Genomic DNA, 4,755 nt, shown 5'->3' on the forward strand with positions numbered 1-4,755 from the left:
GACGCCCGCGCCGTGGCCGACGCCCGCCGCAACCTCCACGACGACCCGCAGGTGCGCCTCCTGCACGGCCCCGTGCAGCGGCTCCTCGAGGAGGAGGACGACCCGCGGCCCGTCGACGTCGTCGTCCTGGACCCGCCCCGCACCGGCGCCCGGGCGGGCGTCGTGCGCGCGGTGGTCGCCCGGCGCCCCCGCGCCGTGGCCTACGTGGCTTGCGACCCGGCCGCGCTGGCGCGCGACGTGGCCGTCTTCGCCGAGGAGGGCTACGTCCTGGCCGGCCTGCGCGGCTTCGACCTCTTCCCCAGCACCCACCACCTCGAGGCGGTGGCGCGGCTCGTCCCCCGCGCCGACCCGCGCTGAGCACCGGACCGCCCCCGGCCGCGCGGTCGGGGGCGGTGCAGGCGGAGCCGGTGCGGCGCGAGCCGGGGTCAGGCGCCGGAGCGCAGCTCCTCGGCGTCGCCGTCCGGGTCCGAGCCCGGGTCGGTGTCGTCCTCGGCGACGCCGTCCACGGCGTCGCGCACGTGGGCGCGGTGGGGCATCTGGCCCGGGTCCCCGTCGCTGTCCTGGGGGTCGCTGTCCTGCGGCTCGCCGGTCGTGGGCTCGCGGTCGCTCGCGGTGCCTGCGTCGCTGGTCATGGGTCCTCCTCGCGGGGCCCGGCCGCGGCCCGCCCCCGTGCGGGGCGGACCGCCGGACCCGCCCTGCGACGCTAGGCGCGCCGTCGCCCGGGCGCGCGCCCACGCCGGCCCCGTCCACGTCGTCCCCGCCCTCGCCGCGGTCGGCGGCGCGCCTCCCGTGGCGGCGCGCCTCCCGTGACAGAGGCGTGCCCGCCGCCTAGTATCTTGACGTCAAGATACTTCGGGCCGCGGCGTGGCGCCGGCGGCGCGACCATGAGCCAGGTCAGTCAGCGTCGACGGGAGACGACATGAGCACGAGCAGCGACGAGGCCGGCCGCACCGGCCCCGACTCCTTCGGGGCCCGCGGGGTCCTCGAGGTCGGTGGCAGCGAGCACGGCATCTACCGCCTGTCCGCGGTCGAGGGCGCCGAGCGGCTGCCCTACAGCCTCAAGGTGCTGCTGGAGAACCTCCTGCGCACCGAGGACGGCGCCAACGTCACGGCCGACCACGTCCGCGCCCTCGCCGGGTGGGACCCGTCGGCCGAGCCCGACACCGAGATCCAGTTCACGCCCGCGCGCGTCGTCATGCAGGACTTCACGGGCGTCCCGTGCGTCGTCGACCTCGCCACCATGCGCGAGGCGGTCGCGGAGCTGGGCGGCGACCCGTCCCGCATCAACCCGCTGGCGCCGGCCGAGCTCGTCATCGACCACTCGGTCGTCATCGACGTGGCGGGCCGTCCCGACGCCTTCGAGCGGAACGTCGAGATCGAGTACGAGCGCAACGGCGAGCGCTACCAGTTCCTGCGCTGGGGCCAGGGCGCCTTCGACGACTTCAAGGTCGTCCCCCCGGGCACCGGCATCGTCCACCAGGTCAACATCGAGCACCTCGCGCGCGTCGTCTTCGACCGCGACGGCGTCGCCTACCCCGACACGCTCGTCGGCACCGACTCGCACACGACGATGGTCAACGGGCTCGGCGTCCTCGGCTGGGGCGTCGGCGGCATCGAGGCCGAGGCCGCGATGCTCGGCCAGCCGGTGAGCATGCTCATCCCGCGCGTGGTCGGCTTCAAGCTGTCCGGGGAGATCCCCGCGGGCGTCACCGCCACCGACGTCGTGCTGACGATCACCCAGCAGCTGCGCAAGCACGGCGTCGTGGGCAAGTTCGTCGAGTTCTACGGCGACGGCGTCGCGCAGGTGCCGCTCGCCAACCGCGCCACCATCGGCAACATGAGCCCGGAGTTCGGCTCGACCGCCGCGATCTTCCCCGTGGACGAGGAGACGCTGCGGTACCTGCGCCTCACCGGTCGCAGCGAGGAGCAGGTCGCCCTCGTCGAGGCCTACACCAAGGAGCAGGGCCTCTGGCACGACCCCGCGCAGGAGGCGCGCTACTCGGAGTACCTCGAGCTCGACCTGTCCACGGTCGTGCCGAGCATCGCCGGCCCGAAGCGCCCGCAGGACCGCGTGGCCCTCTCGGAGGCCAAGGAGGCCTTCCGCGGCGCCCTGGCCGACTACGCGCCGCTCGACGAGCAGTCCGACCCGGACGACGCCCCGGTCACCACGGGCGACGGCCAGGACGAGGCCCTCGCCGAGACCTTCCCGGCCAGCGACGCGCCCACGGGCAGCGGGCAGGACGGGTCCGGCGCGCCCGCCGAGGTCGACACCGCCACCCGCCGGGCGTCCCGGCGCAGCCCCGTCACGCTGGCCGACGGCACGCGCACGGAGCTCGACCACGGCCACGTGGCCATCGCGTCCATCACCTCGTGCACCAACACCTCGAACCCGACCGTCATGGTCGCGGCGGCGCTGCTCGCCAAGGCCGCCGTCGAGCGGGGCCTCGTCGCCAAGCCGTGGGTCAAGACGTCGCTGGCGCCGGGCTCCAAGGTCGTCATGGACTACTACGCCCGCGCCGGCCTCACGCCGTACCTGGAGAAGCTCGGCTTCCACCTCGTGGGCTACGGCTGCACGACCTGCATCGGCAACTCCGGCCCGCTCGCGCCCGAGGTCTCGAAGGTCGTGAACGACGAGGACCTGGCGGTCGTGTCGGTCCTGTCCGGCAACCGCAACTTCGAGGGCCGGATCAACCCCGACATCAAGATGAACTACCTGGCGAGCCCGCCGCTCGTCATCGCCTACGCGCTCGCCGGGACCATGGACTGGGACCCGGAGACCGAGCCGCTGGGGCAGGACCCGAGCGGCGCCGACGTCTTCCTGCGCGACGTGTGGCCGAGCGCGGCCGAGGTCGACGAGGTCGTCACCGGCTCCATCACGACCGACATGTTCACGAAGGACTACGCCGACGTCTTCGCCGGCGACGAGCGGTGGCGCTCGCTGCCCACGCCCGAGGGCGAGACCTTCGCCTGGGACGAGGGCTCGACGTACGTGCGCAAGCCCCCGTACTTCGAGGGCATGGGCGCCGAGCCGGCGCCGCTGTCGGACATCGAGGGCGCGCGGGTGCTCGCCAAGCTCGGCGACTCGGTGACGACCGACCACATCAGCCCGGCCGGGTCCATCAAGGCAGACAGCCCGGCGGGCCGCTACCTCGCCGAGCACGGGATCGAGCGCGGGGACTTCAACTCCTACGGCTCGCGCCGCGGCAACCACGAGGTGATGATCCGCGGCACCTTCGCGAACATCCGGCTGCGCAACCAGCTCCTCGACGGCGTCGAGGGCGGCTTCACCCGCGACTTCACGCAGGGCGGGGAGCAGACGACGATCTACGACGCCGCGCAGTCCTACGCCGCCGCCGGCACGCCGCTCGTCGTCCTCGCCGGCAAGGAGTACGGCTCGGGCTCCAGCCGCGACTGGGCGGCGAAGGGCACGCGCCTGCTCGGCGTCCGCGCCGTGCTGGCCGAGAGCTACGAGCGGATCCACCGCTCGAACCTCATCGGGATGGGCGTGCTGCCGCTGCAGTACCCCGACGGCCAGACGGCCGAGAGCCTCGGGCTCGACGGCACGGAGACGTTCTCGGTCGCCGGCGTCACCCAGCTCGACGCGGGGACCACGCCGCGCACGCTGCGCGTCACGGCGACGAAGGACTCCGGCCAGACCGTCGAGATCGACGCACGGCTGCGCATCGACACGCCGGGCGAGGCGGACTACTACCGCCACGGCGGGATCCTCCATTACGTCCTGCGGTCCCTTCTGGGGGCGCCGCGTGGCTGAGGACCTCCTGACGAGCGGCGACCAGCCGGGCTCCTACCCGCCCGGGACCTTCGTCCTGTGGGCGGTGCAGCAGGTCCGCGAGGGGTGCGTCGAGGAGTTCCTCGCCGCCATCGCCGACGACGCGCGGTGCTCGCTGCGCGACGAGCCGGGGTGCCTCGCCTTCACCGTGCACCGCGACGTCGAGGACCCGCTGCGCTTCCACTTCCACGAGGTGTACGCCTCGCGGGAGGCCTTCGAGGTCGACCACCAGGGCTCGGAGCACTTCGCCCGGTGGGACGCCGTGGCGCAGCGCGTCGTGGAGAGCAGCGAGGTCCGGCTCACCGAGGTCGTGGCGCTGCCCTGACGCCCCGCCGAGGTCGACGACGGCCGCGCACCCCGACGGGGTGCGCGGCCGTCGTCGTCCCGGACCGGTGACGGGGACGGGGCGGTGGGCGGAAGGGGCGACGGGGCCCTCAGGCGGGGGGCTGCCGTACGGCGTCCACGACGTCGTCGGGGCGCTCCTCGGGCACCCAGTGCGAGACGCCCGCGAGGGTGCGCGCGCGGAAGGGGCCGGTGACGTGCTCGGCGCAGCGCCCGGCCGTGCCGCGCGCGACGGCCACGTCGCGGTCGCTCCACAGGTAGGTCGTCGGCACGTCGACGGGGCCGACCGACGCCAGGTCGCGGCCCCGCAGCCCGCGGTACCAGGCGAGGGCGCCGGCCAGCGCGCCCGGCGAGGCCAGCGGCGCCAGGTGGGCGTCCACGAGCGGTCGGGGCACCGCGGAGCCGGCGTAGGCGGCTCGCAGGCCGCGGGCGCCGCCCGCCAGCAGCACCCGCTCGGCGACGCCCCGCCGCCGCAGGAGGCCGATGTAGGCGGACCGCCGCCGCTGCTCGCGGTCCTCGCGCAAGCCCGCGGCGAAGGCGCGCGGGTGGGGCACGGACAGGGCGACGAGGTGCTCGACGCGCTCGGGGTGGGCTGCCGCGAGCGCCTAGGCGACGACGGCCCC

The 4,755-nt window shown here is 75.0% G+C and carries 4 protein-coding genes and 1 pseudogene; 3 read left to right on the top strand and 2 right to left on the bottom strand.

What is annotated here, in order from left to right; translation table 11 throughout:
- Nucleotides 1-357: pseudogene (locus tag HLB09_RS13035) on the top strand (class I SAM-dependent RNA methyltransferase); the annotation flags it as partial.
- A 68-nt stretch (nt 358-425) separates the two neighbouring features.
- On the opposite strand, the gene HLB09_RS13040 reads toward HLB09_RS13035, so the two are convergent.
- Nucleotides 426-632 carry a hypothetical protein gene (locus HLB09_RS13040; RefSeq protein ID WP_171203782.1) on the bottom strand — a complete coding sequence of 69 codons (207 nt, stop codon included), beginning with the start codon at nt 630-632 and terminating at the stop codon, nt 426-428.
- 287 nt (nt 633-919) lie between these two features.
- Here HLB09_RS13040 and HLB09_RS13045 point away from each other — a divergent pair, with 287 nt between their 5' ends.
- Both HLB09_RS13045 and HLB09_RS13050 read left to right on the top strand, forming a co-directional pair.
- Entirely contained in the window at nt 920-3,772 is a 2,853-nt protein-coding gene (locus tag HLB09_RS13045) for an aconitate hydratase (RefSeq protein WP_171203783.1), read from the top strand.
- Nucleotides 3,765-4,115, top strand: coding sequence for a putative quinol monooxygenase (locus HLB09_RS13050; RefSeq protein WP_212771040.1), 351 nt, complete (start codon nt 3,765-3,767; stop codon nt 4,113-4,115). The genes HLB09_RS13045 and HLB09_RS13050 overlap by 8 nt, the downstream gene beginning before the upstream one ends.
- 109 nt (nt 4,116-4,224) lie before the next feature.
- On the opposite strand, the gene HLB09_RS13055 is transcribed toward HLB09_RS13050, so the two are convergent.
- Nucleotides 4,225-4,686 (bottom strand): alpha/beta fold hydrolase, encoded by a 462-nt coding sequence (locus HLB09_RS13055; RefSeq protein WP_171203784.1) that lies wholly within the window; start codon nt 4,684-4,686, stop codon nt 4,225-4,227.
- Nucleotides 4,687-4,755 lie beyond the last annotated feature (69 nt).

It is taken from the genome of Pseudokineococcus marinus (assembly GCF_013004605.1).
Classification (GTDB): domain Bacteria; phylum Actinomycetota; class Actinomycetes; order Actinomycetales; family Quadrisphaeraceae; genus Pseudokineococcus; species Pseudokineococcus marinus.